The 18,774-nt window shown below is 64.6% G+C and carries 17 protein-coding genes and 1 pseudogene; 10 read left to right on the top strand and 8 right to left on the bottom strand.

The annotated features are described in order from the left end of the window. Positions 1–645 (bottom strand): tRNA guanosine(34) transglycosylase Tgt (locus IC66_RS0122545; protein ID WP_038949136.1); only part of this gene is annotated, 645 nt, incomplete at its 3' end. A 180-nt stretch (positions 646–825) separates the two neighbouring features. Between IC66_RS0122545 and IC66_RS0122550 the strand changes: the two genes are divergently transcribed. From IC66_RS0122550 to IC66_RS0122565, 4 genes are all read left to right on the top strand, one after another. Continuing rightward, positions 826–2,034 (top strand): patatin-like phospholipase family protein, encoded by a 1,209-nt coding sequence (locus tag IC66_RS0122550; protein ID WP_038949129.1) that lies wholly within the window; start codon positions 826–828, stop codon positions 2,032–2,034. Positions 2,035–2,161: 127 nt separating this feature from the next. Then, positions 2,162–2,908, top strand: coding sequence for a TetR/AcrR family transcriptional regulator (locus IC66_RS0122555; RefSeq protein ID WP_028144517.1), 747 nt, complete (start codon positions 2,162–2,164; stop codon positions 2,906–2,908). A gap of 251 nt (positions 2,909–3,159) precedes the next feature. Then, complete coding sequence (locus tag IC66_RS0122560) at positions 3,160–3,762, top strand: PepSY domain-containing protein (protein WP_028144516.1); 603 nt, start codon at positions 3,160–3,162, stop codon at positions 3,760–3,762. A 232-nt stretch (positions 3,763–3,994) separates the two neighbouring features. After that, positions 3,995–5,032, top strand: a complete 1,038-nt coding sequence (locus tag IC66_RS0122565; RefSeq protein WP_038949130.1) for an aspartate-semialdehyde dehydrogenase — start codon at positions 3,995–3,997, stop codon at positions 5,030–5,032. Positions 5,033–5,154: 122 nt separating this feature from the next. Here the strand turns inward: IC66_RS0122565 and queA are convergent, their stop codons facing one another. From queA to coaD, 5 genes are all read right to left on the bottom strand, one after another. Next, a complete protein-coding gene (gene queA, locus IC66_RS0122570; protein WP_038949131.1) occupies positions 5,155–6,228 on the bottom strand; it encodes a tRNA preQ1(34) S-adenosylmethionine ribosyltransferase-isomerase QueA in 1,074 nt (357 codons plus the stop codon). A 143-nt stretch (positions 6,229–6,371) separates the two neighbouring features. Beyond that, positions 6,372–6,836 carry a peptidylprolyl isomerase gene (locus IC66_RS0122575; RefSeq protein ID WP_028144513.1) on the bottom strand — a complete coding sequence of 155 codons (465 nt, stop codon included), beginning with the start codon at positions 6,834–6,836 and terminating at the stop codon, positions 6,372–6,374. Next, on the bottom strand, positions 6,833–7,255 hold the full coding sequence (locus tag IC66_RS0122580; RefSeq protein ID WP_028144512.1) for a hypothetical protein: 423 nt from the start codon (positions 7,253–7,255) through the stop codon (positions 6,833–6,835). Before IC66_RS0122580 ends, IC66_RS0122575 begins: the two co-directional genes overlap by 4 nt. Before the next feature lie 9 nt (positions 7,256–7,264). Further along, the gene (locus IC66_RS0122585) at positions 7,265–7,828 is read right to left on the bottom strand and encodes a peptidylprolyl isomerase (RefSeq protein WP_028144511.1); all 564 of its coding nucleotides are present in this window, start codon (positions 7,826–7,828) and stop codon (positions 7,265–7,267) included. Positions 7,829–7,865: 37 nt separating this feature from the next. Continuing rightward, positions 7,866–8,363 (bottom strand): pantetheine-phosphate adenylyltransferase, encoded by a 498-nt coding sequence (gene coaD / locus IC66_RS0122590; RefSeq protein ID WP_028144510.1) that lies wholly within the window; start codon positions 8,361–8,363, stop codon positions 7,866–7,868. Between the two features lie 260 nt (positions 8,364–8,623). Between coaD and IC66_RS0122595 the strand changes: the two genes are divergently transcribed. Continuing rightward, positions 8,624–8,881, top strand: coding sequence for a hypothetical protein (locus tag IC66_RS0122595; protein ID WP_018317917.1), 258 nt, complete (start codon positions 8,624–8,626; stop codon positions 8,879–8,881). A gap of 178 nt (positions 8,882–9,059) precedes the next feature. Next, positions 9,060–10,913, top strand: a complete 1,854-nt coding sequence (locus IC66_RS0122600; protein WP_028144509.1) for a potassium transporter Kup — start codon at positions 9,060–9,062, stop codon at positions 10,911–10,913. 105 nt (positions 10,914–11,018) lie between these two features. Here the strand turns inward: IC66_RS0122600 and gyrA are convergent, their stop codons facing one another. Further along, positions 11,019–13,763: a DNA gyrase subunit A gene (gene gyrA, locus IC66_RS0122605; RefSeq protein ID WP_038949132.1), complete on the bottom strand. Its 2,745-nt coding sequence runs from the start codon at positions 13,761–13,763 to the stop codon at positions 11,019–11,021. 357 nt (positions 13,764–14,120) lie between these two features. Beyond that, the gene (locus IC66_RS0122615) at positions 14,121–14,618 is read right to left on the bottom strand and encodes a single-stranded DNA-binding protein (RefSeq protein ID WP_018317913.1); all 498 of its coding nucleotides are present in this window, start codon (positions 14,616–14,618) and stop codon (positions 14,121–14,123) included. A gap of 448 nt (positions 14,619–15,066) precedes the next feature. Here IC66_RS0122615 and IC66_RS0122620 point away from each other — a divergent pair, with 448 nt between their 5' ends. The 4 genes and pseudogenes from IC66_RS0122620 to IC66_RS0122635 all read left to right on the top strand — a co-directional run. Next, entirely contained in the window at positions 15,067–15,816 is a 750-nt protein-coding gene (locus tag IC66_RS0122620) for an outer membrane protein (RefSeq protein WP_038949133.1), read from the top strand. 235 nt (positions 15,817–16,051) lie between these two features. Next, the gene (locus tag IC66_RS0122625) at positions 16,052–16,726 is read left to right on the top strand and encodes an outer membrane protein (RefSeq protein ID WP_028144505.1); all 675 of its coding nucleotides are present in this window, start codon (positions 16,052–16,054) and stop codon (positions 16,724–16,726) included. Positions 16,727–16,963: 237 nt separating this feature from the next. Beyond that, the gene (locus IC66_RS0122630) at positions 16,964–17,710 is read left to right on the top strand and encodes an outer membrane protein (protein WP_038949134.1); all 747 of its coding nucleotides are present in this window, start codon (positions 16,964–16,966) and stop codon (positions 17,708–17,710) included. Positions 17,711–17,996: 286 nt separating this feature from the next. Further along, positions 17,997–18,774 (top strand): annotated as a pseudogene (locus IC66_RS0122635) (excinuclease ABC subunit UvrA); the annotation flags it as partial.

Below are 18,774 nucleotides of genomic sequence, written 5' to 3' on the forward strand. Positions count from 1 at the left end.
GAAACCGGTCGCGACGAGACCTCGCGCGCTCTCGTGGCGAAGCTGCGGGATGTCGCCGCCCTGCACGATGCCGAACAGCATATAGCCGTCGGGGGCGCTCTCGAAGGCGCGCTTGCTTCGCTCGGCCCAGCGCAGCGACAATTGCATCGCGCGCTCGATGTCGGCGCGCTCGGCCGGCAGCCGCACGCATTCGTCCATCTGCATGGCGATATCGGAGCCGAGCAAGCGCTGCACCTCGATCGAGCGCTCCGGCGACAGCTCGACCTTGGCACCGTCGATATGCGAGCGGAAGGTGACGGCGTTCTCGGTGACCTTTCGCAAGTCCGACAGCGACATCACCTGGAAACCGCCGGAATCCGTCAGCATCGGCCCGTTCCAGCCGGTGAACCGCTGCAGGCCGCCGAGGCCGGCGATCCGCTCGGCGCTCGGACGCAGCATCAGGTGATAGGTGTTGCCAAGCACGATGTCGGCGCCGGCATCGCGCACCTCGCGCCAGTGCATGCCCTTCATGGCGCCGGCGGTGCCGACCGGCATGAAGGCGGGCGTGCGCACCACGCCGTGAGGCGTGGTCAGGCGCCCGGTCCGCGCGGCGCCATCAGTGCCGAGCAATTCAAAGTGATTGGGAAGATCGTTGTCGGGATTCATGGCGGTGCTTATTGCGTGTCGGAGAAGGCCGATCAACCCGCCACGCGGCAGCCGGCGGGTGCTTCAGACTGGGACACGGTGGATTTTAGCGCCACCGCCCTTGTTAAACAAAACGATACAGTGTAGTTTTATCCTGGGGGCTGGACGAGAATGCCGCGGCAAATCTGCCGGCGGCGGTAAATGCGTGATCGCCAGCCACCGACAATGCCCTTCGCTTCCTGTTCGACTGATGTCGCCGGCCGCCCGCATGACTGGATCAGGCAGACAGGCGGCCGCCTGGCCGGATTTCTGCTCCTGGCGTGCAGCCTGGTGCTCGGCGCCTGTACCTCGCTGCCCCGCACGCCTTATACGGCCGCAGAAGCCAGCACCTCGCGCGTGCTGGAGATCGACGGCCTCAGGCGCTACGCCGACGAGCCCATCACGAAATTCAGCTTCGAGAAGGACACCAGCACCGCGACGAAGTCCTATCTGGCGCTCTCCGGCGGCGGCGCCGACGGCGCCTACGGCGTCGGCGTGCTCAACGGCTGGACCGCGGCCAGAACCCGCCCCACCTTCTCCGTCGTCTCGGGCGTGAGCACGGGCGGCCTGATCGCGCCGTTTGCGTTTCTGGGCTCGCAATACGACGACACGCTGAAGGAGGTCTATACCAGCGGCATCGCCGAGACCCTGTTGAACGATCCCAGCATCATGCGCGTGCTGTTCGGATCCGGCCTGTTCGGCAACACCAGGCTGCGCGAACTCGTCGCCCGCTATGTCGGGCCGGAGATCATGGCGCAAGTCGCGCGCGAGAATGCCAAGGGCCGGAAGCTTCTGGTGGTGACGACCGATCTCGACACCCAGCGCACCGCGATCTGGGACATGGGCAAGATCGCCGCGGTCGGCACACCCGAGGCGCTCAAACTGTTTCGCGACGTGATGGCGGCCTCCGCCAGCATTCCCCTGGTATTTCCGCCGATCATGATCGACGCCGAGGGCCAGGGCCGCAAGTTTCAGGAGATGCATGTCGACGGCGGCGTGACCGCGCCGGTGCTGACGCTGCCGGAAGCCCTGCTTTTCCAGGGCAACCGTCTGCCCGGCAACGCGAAGATGGACATCTACATCCTCGTCAACAAGAAGATCGAACGCAATTTCGAGCTGGTCTCCAATGGCACCATCGATGTCGCCTCGCGCAGCCTGTCGGCGATCACCCAGTCGCAGACGCGCTCGATCATCTTCTCGACCTATGATTTCGCCAAGCGCAACCGCCTCGGCTTCCACCTCTCCTACATCGCGCGCGAGTATCCGGCGCCGCCGTCGGAAGGGTTCGACACCGGCTATATGCGGGCGCTCTATCAATACGGTTATGACAAGGCCGCTGCCGGTCAGGCCTGGAGCTCGACAGTGCCGTGAGACGGAACGAGGCCCTGCCGAAACCGTTGACGATGCGGCCAATCCGGCCAGATTCGCGATGACGCCTCCGCTCCTGCGCGATATAGAGCGAATGACGACTGTCAGAAACGCGCAGGAATCACTGGGCATGGGATTGACTGCGACCAGGACGAGACCGGCAGGGCCGCGGCGCGAAGTGCCGAAATCCCGCGGCGGCCGGCCGACGAAAACCGCCGCCATCGAGCGCGACCTGCGGCTGATCGAGGTCGCCACCCGCCTGTTCCTGGACCGCGGCTTCGACGCCACCTCGCTGGACGCGGTCGCGGAAGCGGCCCGGGTCAGCAAGCCCACCGTCTATTCCCGCTACGGCGACAAGCGCGGCCTGTTTGCCGCCGTGCTGAGACGCGAGATCGCGCGCTGGCTTGCCCCATTGTCGGCCGCCGCCGAGACGCAGCTCTCCAGCGCCTCCGACATCTCGGTCGAGCAGCGGCTGGTCGAGATCGGGCGCGAGATGCTGACATTCACCTGCGGACCCGACGCTGTCGCCTTCAGCCGCATGATGACGTCACAGGCCATCAACTTCCCCGACGTTGCCAAGCTCGGCAAGGAGGAAGGCTGGATGAAAGCCGTCGCCACCACGGCACGTTTCTTCGACCGTCTGGTGGCGCAAGGCGCGCTCGACATCGAGGACACCACAATTGCCGCCGAGGTGTTTCTCGACGTGGTCGTCGGTCACACCCACCGCATGGCGACGTTCGGGACTGCGCTCGAATTGAAGGCCGCCGAAAAGCGGATGCGCACCGCCATCAAGCTGTTCCTCGCCGGGGCGCTAGGACCTGCCGACCGCGTCCAAAGCACCACCAAAGCCTCGTCGCGGCGACGCCCCCCGCGCTGACAATTCCGTGAGATTGCGCGCTTTCCCCATGGGAAACCGCCCGCGCCGTTGACCAAAATAAAACGATACGGTATGGTTTAGTTATAAGCGATACGGACCGCTTTTTTCCCCAGCCCCAAAAGTGGCCCGTACCGCTGAGATCGCCGTGCCGGGTACAGCCCGGTGCGGCGCTCCGCGGCCGGCCGATGCCCAAGGCCGGCCGCGAATTCTTTACGATCATCCGGCACACTCGCTGGCCGAGGGTTTCGAGCATGACGACAGCCAAACGATGGACCTCGCGATTGCTTGTGATCGCCTTGCCTGCGCTGCTCATCGTCGCGCCTGCGCGGGCGATCGTGACCGCGGGTACGCCGACCGCCCTTCACAGCGACACAGATGGTGATGCCGAGGCCGACCGCCAAGCCGTCAGCCGTGAGATCGAGCGTTTCCGCAGCTCGTCGATCTCGATCAGCCAGGCCATGTCGATCGCCGAAGCCCGGCACGCCGGCGCCACCACGGCGGATGTGAGTTTCGACGGGGCCGCCCGCGTGCCGGTGTATCGGGTGAAGACCCTGCACAACGACCGGATCTGGCGCCACACCATCAATGCCACGACCGGCGAGCTCGTCGGCGGCGAAGCCGCCCTCCCCCTCACTGAGCTCGACCACGAGGATCGCGACAACCTCGCAGCGCTCGGTGCGATCAGGCACCGCCTCGCCGATGCCGTGCGCGTCGCCGAACGCGCCGCCTCGGGCAAGGCGATCAGCGGCGGGCTGGTGCGCGAACGTGGCCGGCTGAACTTTTCGATCGTCGTCGTCAGCGGCGACGACCTCAAGGAGGTCACCCTCGAGCCGCCGGGCGCCAGGGCGAAATAGCGGGAGTCCGGCCCCGGGCATCGACCGGGGTGAAAAGCCATTGACGGGCGCAAAACTCTCCCGCATAAGTCGCCACCATGTTCACGACCACCAAACGCACGACCAAAACCACCACGGCCTCAGGGGCCCGGGGAGGCGTGCGCGCGTAGTCGTCGACTAAAACGCATCAGCTCTACGGCAAGCCCCGCCCTCGTTGGTCCGGGGCTTTTTTGTTGTCTCATTCGCAAATTCAATGGAGGACAAAGTGAGTAACGATCCCGTCGTCGCGATTGTCGGCGTCACCGGTGCGGTGGGCGCCGAATTCATCGCCACCATGGACAAGCGCGGCTTTCGCGTCGGCAAGCTCAAGGCGCTGGCCAGTGCCCGCTCGGCCGGCAAGACGGTGTCGTTCCGCGGCCAGCCGGTCGTGATCGAGGAGCTCACCGAGCGCTCCTTCGAAGGCGTCGATATCGCCCTGTTCTCCGCCGGCGGCAGCATCTCCAAGAAGTATGCGCCGATCGCGGTGAAGTCCGGCGCGGTCGTGGTCGACAATTCCTCCGCCTTCCGCATGGACCAGAACGTGCCGCTGGTGATCCCCGAGATCAACGCGAACCGCATCCGCGACCACAAGGGCATCATTGCCAACCCGAACTGCGCGGCGATTACCGCACTGGTGCCGCTGTGGCCGATCCACCAGAAGAACCGCATCAAGCGCGTGATCATCTCGACCTACCAGGCCGCTTCCGGCGCCGGCGCCGCCGCGATGGAAGAACTGGTCGAATCCACCCGCGCCAATCTCAACGGGCAGGTCTATACGCCGAAGGTGATGCCGCACCCCTACGCCTTCAATCTCTTCAACCACAACACCGCCGTCGACCCTGACACCGGCTACAACGACGAAGAGACCAAGGTCATCAAGGAGACCCGCAAGATCTTCGAGGACGAGACCATCGCGATTGGCGTCACCTGCGTGCGCGTGCCGGTGCTCCGCGCCCATTGCGAGGCCATCACCTTCGAATGCGAGAAGGAGATCACCGAGGACCAGGTCCGCGCCATCATGGCCCGGGCGCCCGGCGTGAAGGTCGTCGACGATCGCGCCAAGAACTACTTCCCGATGCCGATCGATGCCTCGGGCCAGGACGACGTCCTGGTCGGCCGCATCCGCAAGGATCTCAGCGATCCCTCCGGGCATTCGATCTCGATGTTCGTGGCGGCGGATCAGTTGCTCAAGGGCGCAGCGTTGAATGCGGTTCAGATCGCGGAGCTGTTGCCGCAGCGGGTGATGGCGTAACCGGCGCCGTAGGAACAGGTATCGTAGGGTGGGCAAAGGCGCGCAAGCGCCGTGCCCACCACTCTTCCCTATTCAAGAAAGACGTGGGCACGCTTCGCTTTGCCACCCTACAGCGCCGGCGCTTAGCCGCGCGACCTGAAGAGCAAGCACGCATCGCCATACGAATAAAACCGGTACCCGCTCGCAATCGCATGAGCATACGCCGCCTTCATCGTCTCCAGCCCCGAAAACGCCGACACCAGCATGAACAGCGTCGACTTCGGCAAATGGAAATTCGTCATCAAAATATCGACCGCGCGGAAGCGATAGCCGGGCGTGATGAAGATCGAGGTCTCGGCCGCGAAGGGCTGGATGGTGCCGTCTTCGCTCGCCGCGCTCTCGAGCAAGCGCAATGACGTGGTGCCGGCGGCGATGATGCGGCCACCATTTTTCCGCGCGCTGTTGAGCCGTTCCGCCGTCTCGGCCGAGATCGTGCCCCACTCGGCATGCATCTTGTGGCCTTCGGTGTCCTCTACCTTCACCGGCAGGAACGTACCTGCCCCGACATGCAGCGTGACCTGGTTGATGCCGACGCCACGCGCGCGCAGCGCCTGCTCCAGCGCCGGGGTGAAATGCAATCCAGCGGTCGGCGCGGCGACCGCGCCTTCGTTCACGGCGAACATGGTCTGGTAGTCGGCGAGGTCCTGATCGTCGGGCGTGCGCTTGGAGGCGATGTAGGGCGGCAGCGGTGGGCTGCCGAGGTCGGCGATGGCCTGATCCAGCGTCGGGCCGTGGAACGAGAACGACAGCGTCACCTCGCCCTCGAGGCCCTTGGCCTCGACCTCGGCATCGAGATGGCCGAGCAGGCAGACCTTGCCTTCATTGCCGAAGCGGATGCGGTCGCCAGCTGTGAGCTTCTTCGCGGGCTTCACCAGCGCCTGCCAGTGCGAGCCGTCGAGCCGCTTGATCAGGGTCGCCTCGATCTTCGGCTCGGTCTCGCGGCCGATGCGGCGGCCCTTCAATTGCGCCGCGATCACCTTGGTGTCGTTGACGACGAGCTGGTCGCCCGGCTTCAGCCATTGTGCGAGGTCGCCGATGGTCTGGTCGCGCAGCGCGCCGCTCTCCACGACCAGCATCTTCGCGGAGTCGCGCGGGCTCGCCGGGCGCAACGCGATGCGCTCGGCGGGCAGGTCGAAATCGAACAGATCGGTGCGCATGTGGGTGCCGGGCGCGACGGAGCCAGACCCTCATGGTGAGGAGGCGCGTAGCGCCGTCTCGAACCATGAAGGCCGAACTGCAGCAGGGTGGCCTTCATCCTTCGAGACGCGCGTTCCGCGCTCCTCAGGATGAGGGGCGACGCTTACTCAGCGTCCGCGGCCATCCGCGCCTTGACGATCTTGTCGGGGTTCTGCACCGGCTCGCCGCGCTTGATCTTGTCGACGTTCTCCATGCCTTCGGTGACCTTGCCCCACACCGTGTACTGGTTGTCGAGGAAGCGGGCGTCGTCGAAGCAGATGAAGAACTGGCTATCGCCGGAATCCGGGCTCGCGGCGCGCGCCATCGAGGTGGTGCCGCGCACATGCGGCTCCTTGTTGAACTCGGCCTTCAGCTTCTTGCCCGAGCCGCCGGTGCCGGTGCCCTGCGGGCAGCCGGTCTGCGCCATGAAGCCGTCGATCACGCGGTGGAACACGATGCCGTCGTAGAAGCCCTCCCGGACCAGTTCCTTGATGCGCGCGACATGGCCGGGCGCGAGGTCGGGCCGCATCTCGATGGTGACCGGCCCCTGCGTGGTCTCGAGGATCAGGGTGTTTTCGGTGGCGCTCATGCTCGTCTCTCTTGAGTTGGAGGTGAAGTCTTGTCAGGCGTTTTGCGGCTGCGGAACTGGATCGCGAATGGACGTCCCGCCGCGGCGCCGGCCATTGCCTCGGTAAATGGCATCGGCGTGCAGCGTTGCAACGCCTCCATCACCGCGATCCGGTATTGCAGCCGGTCATTGTCGGAGGCCTCCGCGGATTCATAGGAGATCCTCGGATGGCCCAGAATGTCGCCGGATCGGTTAAAGCTCACGACGACGGTGATGTCGAGTGGGCGGGCTTTGGCGGCCGGCGGCGGCTTCCAGCAGGTGCGCAGATGCCTGAAGATATCCTGGATGGTATTGACCTGCCTATCCTCGGCGGCAGCACTGGACACGCCGAGCAACAGCACCACAGCAACCAGCAGGAGCTTGTCGCCACAGCGCGCCATCGCCGTCTCCTATTTGATGTCGGAGGCGACCTGCACCTTCACCATCTTGTCGGGATCGGTCACGGCGCCGCCGGCCGAGCCGGGAGGAGCCTTCTTCAGCTTGTCGACGACGTCCATGCCCTGCACGACCTCGCCGATCACGGTGTACTGGTTATCGAGGCTGCCGCCGTCGGCGAACATGATGAAGAACTGCGAGTTGGCGCTGTCGACGCTGTCGCCGCGCCGGGCCATGCCGACGATGCCGCGGGCGAAATGCACCTTGGAGAATTCCTGCTTCAGGTTCGGATATTTCGAGCCGCCGGTGCCGTTGAAGTTCTGGCCGTCGCCGGTCTGCGCCATGAAGCCGTCCATGACGCGATGGAACGGCACGTTGTTGTAATAGCCCTCGCGCGCGAGCTGCTTGATGCGCTCGGCATGCTGGGGCGCGATATCGGTGCGCAGCTTGATGACGATGCGGCCCTTGGTGGTGTCGATGACGATGGCGTTGGCCTTGTCGAGGTTGGCCGGCAATTGCTGCGCCACCGCCGGCACCGCGAACAGAAGCGCGGCAAGAACTGCGAGAATTCGGATCATGACAACTCCGGATCAGAGAGAAAAAGGAAGCGCGCCGTTATGCGGCGAATTTTGCCTTGAGCTGGGCCACGACCTGCGGCGGGACGAAGGCCGAGACGTCCCCGCCCATGCCGGCGATCTGCCGCACCAAAGTGGCGGTGATCGGGCGAACCATGGGAGAGGCCGGCAGGAAGACCGTGTGCACCTCCGGCGCCATCGCTTCGTTCATGCCGGCGAGCTGCATCTCGTAGTCGAGATCGCTGCCGTCACGCAGGCCCCGAATCATGATCGTCGCACCGTGCTTGCGCGCCGCCGTGACCGACAAATCATCAAACGTCACAGCTTCGAGCACGCAACCAGCCTTGGCGGCCAGCGGCCCGCAGACGTCATGGAGCATCTGCAGCCGCTCCTCGGTCGAGAACAGCGGCTTCTTGCCGGGATGGACCCCGATCGCGACCACGAGCCGGTCGCACAGGGAAACGCTGTGCCGGACCACGTCCAGATGGCCGTTGGTGATGGGGTCGAAGGAACCGGGATAGAAGGCAATGCGCGGCATGGCACCCTCCTACCGCGCCCGGCCCGGCCCGGCAAGCCGGGCCGGTTCCCCAGCCGTTTCCGGCGAAATATCCCGCCGGCCGTGTCGGCGATGGCCGGTTTGTTTCGTCCTGAGAGCGACCACGAAACAAAGCGGCGCGGACACGAAACCATTTCCCGTGCCGGCGAAGACGTCCGGAAACTGGCCATGGTTACTAATCCGGCCAACGAATGACGGGCCGCACACTGGGCGTAGGCGGCCGCATCACAGGGGACTGTCAAATGATCAAGGCTCTTTCAGCGATCGCTCTGTCTGCGTGTGTCGCCGCCGCCCTTACCCTCCTGCCCGGCTTTGCCCCGAGCGTCGAGGCCAGCGTGCCGCAGCCGCTGGCCAAGAGCGACCGGCTCGATATCCGCGCCATCGGCAAGGACTGCTCGCAGCAGGCCTGGCCGAATTTCGAGGCCTCCTGCCTGCGCAAGGCCGGCACCAAGGCGAATGTCCGCGAGGCTCGCCTCGTGACCGCCAACCGCACCCCGTAGGCTGGCCTGTCAGCTTCACGTCACATAATCCCGATGGAGTTTTGCGACGTCTCGTCGCAGACTGGTTTGCTCGCGCCCGCCGGAATGGCCCGTCGGGCGCGATCCCATCGGGGGGTTGCCATTGTCCAGTACGCCCGCTGTCGCTTCCGGCCACCATCCTGATCCGCTACCGCTTGCCATGACCATGGGCGCCCTCGGGGTGGTCTATGGCGATATCGGTACCAGCCCGCTCTATGCCCTGAAGGAAGCCGCCAAGGCGGCTGCCCATGGCGGCACACTCAGTCACGATGCTGTCCTGGGGATTGCCTCGCTGATCCTCTGGGCCCTGCTGCTGATCATCTCGCTGAAATATGCGCTGCTGATCCTTCGCGCGGACAATCGCGGCGAAGGCGGCATCGTCGCGCTGCTGGCGCTGCTCCATGCCCGCCACGCCCAGCCGGGCACATGGCGCGCCCACCTCCTGGTGGTCGGGCTCGTCGGCGCGGCGCTGCTCTATGGCGACGGCGCGATCACGCCGGCCATCTCGGTGCTCTCGGCCATCGAGGGCCTCAAGGTCGACGCCCCCTCGCTTGCGCCGGCCGTGGTGCCCGTGACCGTCGCCATCCTGATCGGCCTGTTCATGATGCAGAAGCAGGGCACCGGCTTCATCGGCCGCATCTTCGGGCCGGTGATGCTGGCCTGGTTCGTCGTGCTCGCGGCGCTCGGCATCCACGGCATCGTCAAGGCGCCGGCGGTGCTGGTGGCGCTCAGCCCGCTCTACGCCTTCGACTTCCTGATCCACCAGGATTTCCACATCTCGTTCGGAATTCTCGGCGCGGCCTTTCTCGCGGTGACCGGCGGCGAGGCCATGTATGCCGACATGGGACATTTCGGCCGCCTGCCGATCCGCCTCGCCTGGTTCGCCATCTGCCTGCCCGCGCTGGTGCTGAACTATTTCGGCCAGGCCGCGCTCTTGATCACCGATCCCGCGATGATCGAGAACCCCTTCTTCCAGCTCTGCCCCGACGCCCTGCACTATCTGCTGGTCGCATTCTCGACGGTCGCGACCGTGATCGCCTCGCAGGCGATCATCTCCGGCGTGTTCTCGCTGACCCAGCAGTCGATCCAGCTCGGCTTCCTGCCGCGCATGCTGATCCGTCACACCACGAGCGACGCGATCGGCCAGATCTACGTGCCCCTGGTGAACTGGCTGCTTGCGGCTGCAACGCTCGGGGCGGTCCTGAGCTTCGGCACGTCGGACGCGCTTGCCGGCGCCTACGGCATCGCGGTGTCGCTGCTGATGGCGATCACGACGCTGCTCGCCGCGCTGGTCGCGATCCAGTGGGGCTATTCGCCCTGGCTGGTGGTGGCCGTGAATGGCGCCTTCTTCGTCATCGACGTGATCTTCTTCTCGGCCAACTCGATCAAGCTGTTCGAGGGCGGCTGGTTTCCGCTGCTGCTCGCCGGCCTCGTCGCCTTCCTGATGCTGACCTGGCGCGCCGGCGTGAAGCTGGTCGAGGCCGCGAGGGGCCGGCTGCGGCAGCCCGAGGAAGATCTGATCGAGACCGCCGTGAACAAGTGCAGCGCAAGGCTGCCCGGCACCGCCGTGTTCCTGGCCTCCGCACCGCGCGGCGTGCCGCTCGCGCTCACCCAGTTCGTCAGGCACAACCGCGTGCTGCACGAACGCGTGCTGCTGGTCACCGTGCTGATCGAGGAGCTGCCGCACATCGCGGACGAAGAACGCGGCGAGGTGATCGAGATCATTCCCGGCATCACCCGCGTGATCCTGCATTACGGCTTCATGCAGAACCCGACGATCTATGAAGGCTTGAATCTCGTCTGCCGCCAGAGCAAGCTGCCCGGCATCGACCTCTCCGACATCACCTATTATGTCGGCCGCGAGACCATCATTCCCAGCGAGGACATTCCGGGCATGTGGGTCTGGCGCGAAGGCGTGTTCGCCTTCCTCCAGCGCAACGCCGAACGCTCGGCGGCGTTCTTCGGCGTGCCGACCAAGCAGGTGGTGGAGTTCGGCACGGAGCTGGAGATTTAGCGAGCTTCGTAGTCCGGATGGAGCAAACCGCAATCCGGGATTTTCGCCAGGCGTGAGAGCCCCGGATTTCGCTTTCGCTCCATCCGGGCCGCAGGGAGTGACTTATCACTCCCCGCTCGACTCCCCGTTCGCTCCGTTCCCGCTCTCCGCTTCTTCCGTGATGTGTTCGACCGACACCACGTGCTCGTCCTCGGCGGTGTCGAACACGATCACGCCTTGCGTCGAGCGGCCGGCGATGCGGATGCCTTCGACCGGGCAGCGGATCAGCTGGCCCTTGTCGGTGACCAGCATGATCTGATCGGCATCCTCCACCGGGAAGGACGCGACCAGATTGCCGTTGCGGTTGTTGACGCTCATGGCGACGATGCCTTTGCCGCCGCGGCCGGTGGTGCGGTACTCGTAGGACAATGTCCGCTTGCCATAGCCGTTGACGGAGACGGTCAGCACGACCTGCTCCTGCGCCGACATCTCGGCGTAACGTTCCTGCGCGAGCTGGAAGCTGCCGGAGGTCTCCTCGGCCTCGGCGTCCACGGCGGCGTCTTCGGCCGCAGCTTCGCCGGCGACGGCGCGGCGCATCTTCAGGTAGGCCGAACGCTCGTCCGAGGTGGTCTCGACATGGCGCAGGATCGCCAGCGAGATCACCTTGTCGCCCTCGCCGAGCGCGATGCCCCGCACGCCCATTGAAGTGCGCCCGGTGAACACGCGCACGTCGGTGACGGGGAAGCGGATGCACTGGCCGCCAGCGCCGGTCAGCAGCACGTCGTCGCGCTCGGTGCAGATCTGCACGTCGACGATCGCTTCACTCTCGTCGAGCTTCATGGCGATGATGCCGGAGCGGCGGACGTCGACGAAGTCCGACAGCTTGTTGCGCCGGACATTGCCGCCCGTGGTGGCGAACATCACGTCGAGGTTGCCCCAGGTGGATTCGTCCTCCGGCAGCGGCATGATGGTGGTGATGCGCTCACCCTGCTCCAGCGGCAGGATGTTGATCAGCGCCTTGCCGCGCGCGTTCGGCGCGGCCATCGGCAGACGCCAGACTTTTTCCTTGTAGACCTGGCCGCGCGAGGAGAAGAACAGCACCGGCGTGTGCGTGGAAGCCACGAACAGGCGCGAGACAAAATCCTCGTCGCGGGTCTGCATGCCGGCGCGGCCCTTGCCACCGCGGCGCTGCGCCCGGTAGGCCGACAGCGGCACGCGCTTGACGTAGCCGGCGTGGGACACGGTGACGACCATGTCCTCGCGCTGGATCAGGTCCTCGTCCTCGACCTCGCCTTCCTGCTCGATGATGACGGTGCGCCGCGGTGTGGCGAACTCGGCCTTCACCTCGGCAAGCTCGGTCTTGATGATGCCCAGCACGCGCTCGCGCGAGCGCAGGATGTCGAGATAATCGGCGATCTCGCCGGCGAGCTTGTCGAGCTCGTCGCGGATTTCGTCGCGGCCGAGTGCGGTGAGGCGCTGAAGGCGCAGATCGAGAATGGCCCTGGCCTGCTCCATCGACAGCCGGATCGTGCCGTCCGCGCTGATGCGGTGACGGGGATCGTCGATCAGGGTCAGCATGTCCTCGACATCCCGGGCCGGCCAGTCGCGCGACATCAGGGTGTCGCGCGCGGTGGTCGGGTCCGGCGAGGTCCGGATCACGCGGATCATCTCGTCGATATTGGCCACCGCGATCGCGAGACCAACCAAAATATGGGCGCGATCGCGCGCCTTGGCGAGCAGGTACTTGGTGCGACGCGTGACGACCCGCTCACGGAAGTCGACGAAGATCGCGAGCAGGTCCTTCAGATGCATGATCCGAGGACGGCCGCTGTCGAGCGCCACCATGTTGACGCCGAAGCTGGTTTGCAGCGGCGTGAAACGGTACAGCTGGTTCAGCACCACATCCGGCACGGCGTCGCGTTTCAATTCGATGACGACGCGGTAACCGTCGCGGTCCGATTCATCGCGGAGGTCACCGATGCCCTCGATCTTCTTTTCCTTGACCAGCTCGGCGATGCGCTCGACCATCGTCGCCTTGTTCACCTGGTAGGGGATCTCGGTGATGATGATCGCCTCGCGCTCCTTGCGGATGGTCTCGATCGCGACCTTGCCGCGCATGACGACCGAGCCGCGGCCGAGGTGATAGGCCGCACGGATGCCCGCGCGTCCGAGAATGACGCCGCCGGTCGGGAAATCCGGTCCCGGCACGATGTTGATGAGCTCGTCGATGGTGAGCGCGGGGTTGTCGATCAGCGCGACGCAGGCGTCGATGACCTCGCCGAGATTGTGCGGCGGGATATTGGTGGCCATGCCGACCGCGATGCCGCCGGCGCCGTTGACGAGAAGGTTCGGGAACTTGGCCGGCAAGACCGACGGTTCGGTCTCGTTGTTGTCGTAGTTCGGCTGGAAGTCGACGGTGTCCTTGTCGATGTCGGCCAGCAAAGCCAGCGCGGCCTTGGTCAGGCGCGCTTCGGTGTAACGATAGGCAGCCGGGGGATCGCCGTCGACCGAGCCGAAATTGCCCTGGCCGTCGATCAGCGGCACCCGCATCGAGAAGTCCTGCGCCATGCGGACCATGGCGTCGTAGATCGACTGGTCGCCGTGCGGGTGATACTTACCGATGACGTCACCGACCACGCGGGCGGATTTGACGTACTTCTTGTCGGGCGTGTGCCCCTGCTCGTTCATCGAGAACAGGATGCGGCGGTGCACCGGCTTCAGACCGTCCCGGGCATCAGGCAGCGCCCGCGCCACGATCACGCTCATGGCGTAGTCGAGATAGGACTTCTTCATCTCCTCGAAGATGGAGACGGGGCGAATATCCGAGGGTTGCGCCGGCTGGTCGCCGGGCTTGTCGTCGTCGTCAGCCAAGGGGAAATCCGGTGAGGTTTTAGCTGGGAATCATATAGCGCATCGAGACCCTGATAACCACCCTCGCAGGCTTCAGGGAAGCGCTTTTTCCGCTTATTTTTCCAACAACTTACGGCCTTACGGAGAGCGTCTCGGAGAGACCCGGAACAGGCCTTCCGAAATCACCTCCGGGACCTCGTCAATCGCGCGGCCGGCGCGCGCCGTCGACGCGATTGCGCTGGCGCAATCCGAGTTCAACCCAAACATGAAGCGGGCCCGGAAATCCCGAGCCCTTTCTGCCGATTAGTAAGGTTTGCTGACACGAAATGGGAAGGCGCCGCTCAGCCGGCCTGCGCCCCCTCATCGTCCGGTCCCTGCTCAGAACGGGATGTCGTCGTCCATGTCGCTGTTGCGGCCACCGCCGCCGGCGGCCACGGGACGGCGCGGTGCGCTGCTGACGGGTCCGGAGGAGCCGAAATCGCCGCCCGGCTCGTCGCCGAAGCTGCCGCCTCCGCCGCCGCCGCCACGGCCGTCGAGCATCGTGAGCGTCGAGTTGAAGCCCTGGAGCACGACCTCCGTCGAGTATTTCTCGACGCCGCTCTGGTCGGTCCATTTGCGGGTCTGCAGCGCGCCCTCGATGTAAACCTTCGCGCCCTTCTTCAGGTACTGCTCGGCGACCTTGCAGAGCCCTTCATTGAAAATCACGACCCGATGCCACTCGGTCTTTTCCTTGCGCTCGCCGCTGTTCTTGTCGCGCCAGGTCTCGGAGGTCGCGATGCTCAGATTCGCGATCGGCCGCCCGTCCTGGGTGCGGCGGATTTCAGGATCCTTGCCGAGATTTCCAACCAGAATGACCTTGTTGACGCTTCCCGCCATCGCCGCTCTCCACTCCGAATGCCACTGAATTTCCTAAGGCCGAGCGCACTGCCCGCGTTCCTCTGCGCCCTGTTAGGGCGACCCTATACGCTTGCAGGGGCTGCTCAGCCCGTCACCCCCAAGGTTATCCCCACATATAGCACCGACCGGCGGTCTGTTCCAGATTTGTTCCTGCAGAAATCGCCGCCAAATGTGGAGACTGGATGGCGTCTAAATGGCGCTGTGATGGCAATTGGGATGGAACCAAATCGGGGTTCCCGTGAACGGCAAAATCACTTAACATTCATTAAGTTAGAAGTAGGTCGATTACACCCAACTGTTGCACTCCGGGCACGGACTCTGCCGCGGAATCGAGCTATCGTCGTGCTTGGAATTGATGCAATGGGCCTCGCGCCTGATAGTCCGCCTTGGGGAACTCAGAGAGGCGGACACGACTGGGGAGATTACAGTGAAGAAGATTTTGATTGGCTTTGCCGGCGCGGTTGCGCTGACCCTCTCGGCTCCGGCCGGTGCTGCCGACCTTGCAGCCCGTCCCTATACAAAGGCGCCGATCGCGCCCCCCGCTCCGATCTATACCTGGACCGGTTTCTACATTGGTGTGCAGGGCGGTGGTGCCTGGGGCCGCAGCGACGAAACCTTCTTTGGCGGTCCGAATACGGCGATCTTTGCTGGAAGTCAGAACTACGACACCACCGGCGGCTTTGTCGGTGGCGTAGTCGGCTACAACTGGCAGGCTGCCAACTGGGTGTTCGGCATCGAGGGCGACTATCACTGGGCTGACATCAACGGTCGTTCGGCCGAGATCAATGCCGGCCTCGGCGACACCTATTTCACGAGAATCCGCGGCTTCGGCGACATCAAGGGCCGTCTCGGCTACTCGACCGGCCCCGCTCTCTTGTTCGTCAGCGGCGGCGCTGCGGTCGGCGACATTCAGCATCGCTACGATGGCATCCCCGGAAACGTCTTTATCCAGAACAACACCCGCTGGGGTTGGACCGTCGGCGCCGGCGCGGAATACATGTTCGCTCCGAACTGGTCGGCCAAGGTCGAATACAACTACATCGATTTCGGCAAGAGCACGATTCAGTACAGCCCCGTCGTGACCAACCGCTCCGAGTGGACCGATACCGTTCACACGGTCAAGGCAGGTGTGAACTATCACTTCAACTGGGGTGCGCCGGTCGCCGCGCGCTACTGATATCCATCTGATATCATTGACGTCTAAGGCCGGCCTCGCGCCGGCCTTTTTCGTTTGGCGCGACATGAACGGGAGGCAATAAGTCAGTAACCATCACCTTTTCGACCGCTGTGGCTTTTCGGAGACACAACTTGCGGCTTTGGTGGTGTAAGCACGGCGTCAGTTGGGCCGTTGAGTCCGCTGCCCTTCCGGTCAGGAAGGCAACAACAGAAACTGGGACTGGGATTAGTTGAAAATGAAGAAGGTTTTGTTGGCTTCGGCCTGTTTGTTCGCTCTCGCTGCGCCCGCCTCGGCGGCCGACCTCGCAGCCCGCCCCTACACCAAGGCTCCGATCGCTCCGGCGGCGGCCGTCTACAACTGGACCGGCTTCTACCTCGGTATCGTCGGTGGCGGCGCCTGGGAAAGCGCTTCCGGCGACCCGAAGATGAAGGGTGGCTTCGTCGGTGGCACCGCCGGCTACAACTGGCAGACCGGCAACGTCGTGTTCGGCATCGAGGCCGATGGCTCCTGGGCTGACGTCAGCGCCTCGGCGACCGCTCTCGGCCTCACCGTGTCGTCCAAGACCGACGCGCTCGGCACCGTCCGCGGCCGCATCGGCTGGGCCGTCAACAACGTGCTGTTCTACGGCACCGGTGGTTACGCCTGGATCGACAACAAGGTCAGCGTCAGCGCGCTCGGCGTGACTGTCTCCGACAGCAAGTTCCACTCGGGCTGGACCGTCGGCGCCGGCGTCGAGGCGTTCTTCGCTCCGCAGTGGTCGGTCAAGGGCGAGTACCTCTATCGCAGCCTCGGTGGCGAGACCTACTTCTCCGGTCTCGGCGCTCCGATCACCACCGGCACGCTCAACTTCCACACCGTGCAGGTCGGCGTGAACTACCACTTCGGCGCCCCGGTGGTTGCCAAGTACTGATCTGCGAAGCACTGATCACTACCGACGTCACATCGTCACGAAAGGCCGGCCTCGCGCCGGCCTTTTTGTTTTTTCGCGCGCCAACCGGCTCGCTCGCGTTTTCGGAGAGATGTGGCGCCCGGGTGACACAACCTTTGGCTTTAATGGTGTAAAGCAGTGACATTAGTCGGGTCATAGGTCCGCTGGCTCTTCCGCTTTCCGGAAGGTCAGAAAGAGAAACGGAACTGGGGAATGGATATGAAGAAGCTTTTGCTGGCTTCGGCCGGTTTGTTCGCACTCAGCGCGTTGGCACCGGCCTCGGCGGCCGATTTGGCGGCCCGCCCCTACACCAAGGCTCCAGTCGCGCCGATCGCGATATACAATTGGAGCGGTTTCTACATCGGTATCAACGGCGGCGGCGCCTCGAGCCGCAATTGCTGGGACGTCAACAACATCTTCGGTGTTGCGGGTCCGGACACGGCTGAAGGCTGTCACAATGCGACCGGCGGCGTCGTCGGCGGACAGGTCGGTTATCGCTGGCAGTCGGCCAACTGGGTGTTCGGCCTTGAAGCCCAAGGCGACTGGGCCAACCTGAAGGGCTCGAATACGAGCGTGGTGCTTGGGCCGCTGGTCAACCAGACCAAGATCGACGCGCTTGGCCTGTTCACCGGCCAGGTCGGCTATGCCTGGAACAACGTGCTCTGGTACGTGAAGGGTGGCGCGGCCGTCACGCACGCCAAATATAACGGCCTGCTGGGCGGCGTGGTCCTCGACAGCGCAAGCGAGACGCGCTGGGGTGGCGCGGTCGGCACCGGCATCGAATTCGGCTTCGCACCGAACTGGTCCGTGGCGATCGAATACGACCATCTGTTCATGGGCAAGCGCAACAACTCGTTCACGATCCTCGGCGTCAACGACCGTATCGATCGGATCAAGCAGGACGTCGACATGGGCACCGTCCGCCTCAACTACACTTTCGGCGGCCCCGTGGTCGCCCGGTATTGATCTGAAGTCCTGATCGCTACCGACGTCCCATCGTCACGAAAGGCCGGCCTTGCGCCGGCCTTTTTGTTTTCGCGGCAGCTTCCCGCGCAGTTCCGCACAGCAACTGCTGCCAGATGCCGCCAGCGCGCCAACATTCCGTTGACGATTCGCAAGTCCCACTGGAAATCCGTCTCCGTTCTTCCTACGTTCGCTGACAACCCCATCGGCGCCGATCCCGGTTCCGGGCGAGCGCGCCTTTTTTATTGGCGCGGTCGCGCACCCATGGGATTCCTTGAGGGCAACTCGGATGGATGAAGTGATCAAGGCGAAGCGCCAACAACAGAACGCGGGCTCCAGCCTGCGCGCAATTACGATCCGTGGCGCGCGCGAGCACAACCTCAAGAACATCGACGTCGAGATTCCCCGCGACAAGCTGGTGGTGTTCACCGGCCTCTCCGGCTCCGGCAAATCCTCGCTCGCCTTCGACACCATCTACGCCGAGGGCCAGCGCCGATACGTCGAATCGCTGTCGGCCTATGCGCGCCAGTTCCTCGAGATGATGCAGAAGCCTGACGTCGACCAGATCGACGGCCTGTCGCCGGCGATCTCGATCGAGCAGAAGACGACGTCGAAGAACCCGCGCTCCACCGTCGGCACCGTCACCGAGATCTACGACTACATGCGCCTGCTCTGGGCCCGCGTCGGCGTGCCCTATTCGCCGGCCACGGGCCTGCCGATCGAAAGCCAGACCGTCTCGCAGATGGTCGACCGCGTGCTGGCGCTGCCCGAGGGCACCCGCCTCTATCTGCTCGCGCCCGTCGTGCGCGGTCGCAAGGGCGAGTACCGCAAGGAGCTCGCCGAATGGCTCAAGAAGGGCTTTCAGCGCGTCAAGATCGACGGCACCTTCCACGAGCTTGCGGAAGCGCCTGTTCTCGACAAGAAATTCCCGCACGACATCGACGTCGTGGTCGATCGTATCGTGGTGCGCGCCGACATCGGCCAGCGCCTCGCCGAGAGCTTTGAGACCGCGCTGAAACTCGCCGAAGGCCTCGCCGTCGTCGAATTCGCCGACGCGCCGGCGGGGG

The organism is Bradyrhizobium genomosp. III, from assembly GCF_000261705.1.
Classification (GTDB): Bacteria; Pseudomonadota; Alphaproteobacteria; order Rhizobiales; family Xanthobacteraceae; genus Bradyrhizobium; species Bradyrhizobium ottawaense.

Bases quoted from the DNA above. Each gene is read 5' to 3' on its own strand.
- IC66_RS0122595 (WP_018317917.1), top strand. From the start codon at position 8,624: ATGATCAAGGCTCTTTCAGCGATCGCTCTGTCTGCGTGTGTCGCCGCC.
- IC66_RS0122600 (WP_028144509.1), top strand. From the start codon at position 9,060: ATGACCATGGGCGCCCTCGGGGTGGTCTATGGCGATATCGGTACCAGC.
- IC66_RS0122575 (WP_028144513.1), bottom strand. From the start codon at position 6,836: ATGAGCGCCACCGAAAACACCCTGATCCTCGAGACCACGCAGGGGCCG.
- IC66_RS0122585 (WP_028144511.1), bottom strand. From the start codon at position 7,828: ATGATCCGAATTCTCGCAGTTCTTGCCGCGCTTCTGTTCGCGGTGCCG.
- IC66_RS0122625 (WP_028144505.1), top strand. From the start codon at position 16,052: ATGAAGAAGGTTTTGTTGGCTTCGGCCTGTTTGTTCGCTCTCGCTGCG.
- IC66_RS0122615 (WP_018317913.1), bottom strand. From the start codon at position 14,618: ATGGCGGGAAGCGTCAACAAGGTCATTCTGGTTGGAAATCTCGGCAAG.
- IC66_RS0122580 (WP_028144512.1), bottom strand. From the start codon at position 7,255: ATGGCGCGCTGTGGCGACAAGCTCCTGCTGGTTGCTGTGGTGCTGTTG.
- queA (WP_038949131.1), bottom strand. From the start codon at position 6,228: ATGCGCACCGATCTGTTCGATTTCGACCTGCCCGCCGAGCGCATCGCG.
- IC66_RS0122555 (WP_028144517.1), top strand. From the start codon at position 2,162: ATGGGATTGACTGCGACCAGGACGAGACCGGCAGGGCCGCGGCGCGAA.
- IC66_RS0122630 (WP_038949134.1), top strand. From the start codon at position 16,964: ATGAAGAAGCTTTTGCTGGCTTCGGCCGGTTTGTTCGCACTCAGCGCG.
- IC66_RS0122560 (WP_028144516.1), top strand. From the start codon at position 3,160: ATGACGACAGCCAAACGATGGACCTCGCGATTGCTTGTGATCGCCTTG.
- IC66_RS0122550 (WP_038949129.1), top strand. From the start codon at position 826: ATGCGTGATCGCCAGCCACCGACAATGCCCTTCGCTTCCTGTTCGACT.
- IC66_RS0122565 (WP_038949130.1), top strand. From the start codon at position 3,995: ATGGAGGACAAAGTGAGTAACGATCCCGTCGTCGCGATTGTCGGCGTC.
- coaD (WP_028144510.1), bottom strand. From the start codon at position 8,363: ATGCCGCGCATTGCCTTCTATCCCGGTTCCTTCGACCCCATCACCAAC.